The organism is Schnuerera sp. (assembly GCF_035459645.1).
Taxonomy (GTDB): domain Bacteria; phylum Bacillota; class Clostridia; order Tissierellales; family Tepidimicrobiaceae; genus Schnuerera.
Genome location: NZ_DATHXO010000529.1, coordinates 1 through 1,578, shown reverse-complemented (window position 1 = coordinate 1,578; position 1,578 = coordinate 1). Strand labels below are relative to the sequence as shown.

General features: G+C 33.8%; 2 protein-coding genes. Both read left to right on the top strand.

Features of this window, described 5'->3' with window-relative positions:
• The first annotated feature begins 29 nt into the window (after positions 1-29).
• Entirely contained in the window at positions 30-275 is a 246-nt protein-coding gene (locus tag VK998_RS12365) for a hypothetical protein (RefSeq protein WP_325228809.1), read from the top strand.
• 75 nt (positions 276-350) lie between these two features.
• On the top strand, positions 351-1,578 hold a 1,228-nt coding region (locus VK998_RS12360), incomplete at its 3' end, for a hypothetical protein (RefSeq protein ID WP_325228807.1).

Genomic DNA, 1,578 nt, shown 5'->3' with positions numbered 1-1,578 from the left:
AGGTGTTTATATTAAAATTTTAAATAAAAATGAGAATAATAGAATTACCAGTAAGGGTTAGTATTCTTACAGAGAACGAGATTGAAAAATATACAGAATTAGGTTTAGAAATACCAGATGATGCTAATGAAGGGGTATTATATGTAAATCCAGAGCAAGTAACAGCTTTCTTACCATTAGATGATTCAATTGATTTGGAACTCTCTAGTGGTAGACGGATAAACATCTATATGAGTATAGAAGAATTTTTAAAAGTATTGAAAGATGGTGAGTAAACCCGAAGTAATATTTAAAGGTAATATAGAAACCTTAGACGAGTTAAATACTCTTTTAAAAATGTTAGATTTAAAATGATAAATAATAGCTTATTCAAAGTGGGGGAAATTCCTAACTTTCATCCTATTGTAGAAAAATATGAGAGATTGGAATGGTGGCGTAATGTTAAGAGAAAATGTATAGAAGGGGAATGGGTTGGTGGTAAATGGATGCCCCCAGAGCTATATTATTATATTAATTTTCACTATATAGAATTTGAAGAAGGTGTACATAGAGGTATTGGATTACCTTGGTGTAGGGATATAGATTGGGAGAAAGCCTATGTATATACTGAAGCCACTGGTTTTAGTGGATTTGAAGATGATGAAAAGTATTCATGCAACAGGAGATTAATAAATCCAGATAAAGAGGATATATTAAGTTTTTGTACAGAAAGGAATAGTAATCAAATAATCCCCAAATATTATAATAACTTCTTTAAACCAGATGGTTCATATAAAGAATATGTTCCAGCTAGAGAGTATGTAAGAAAGATACATCATAAAAATATGGGTAAACCATTGTATCTGAATGAATCAAAACATGTTCTAGAGTTGGCATCCAGGGGTTATGGTAAGAGTTATAGTTCAAGTGCTCATATACTTCACAATTTTCTTTTTGATGGAGCTAGAGACTATGACCAATATATGGAACTAAGACTTGCAGATACACCATTAAACACTGAAACAGTTGTAGGAGCTATTGATACTAAATATTCTAATAAATTAGTAGCTAAGGTAAGAACTGCATTAAATAGATTGCCAGGTGCAGCAACAATAGATGTTGGTGGAGATATCAAACGATTTCCATCACCATTAGCTGTAAATACAGAAGGATCACTCGCTGTAGGTAGAGAATTCAGGTCTGCTGAATCTAACTCTATTATACAACATGTTACATTTATGGATAATCCATTAGCAGCTAACGGTGGTCGTCCTAACAGAATATTTATTGATGAGGTAGGTTTTATGAACAACTTACTTGAAACCTGGGAAGCTATCGAATCTACACAGGCAGGTGCTGAATTTAAAAGGTTGGCTATATATGGTTTGGGTACTGGTGGTTTAACATCTGGGGGTGCTGTAACATATGTACAGGAAATATTTAATGACCCAGAAACCTATGGTTGTTTAGCATTTGAAGATACATGGGAGAAAAGTAATCATCCTATTTGTTATTTTGTACCAGGAACATTAGCACTCAATAAGTATAAAGGGCCATCAATACGGTGGCACCGGTGTGGGACGGCAACGAGACCTGGCT

What these genes read in the sequence shown, in the direction of transcription:
- VK998_RS12365 (WP_325228809.1), top strand. Translation starts at nt 30, where the DNA reads ATGAGAATAATAGAATTACCAGTAAGGGTTAGTATTCTTACAGAGAAC.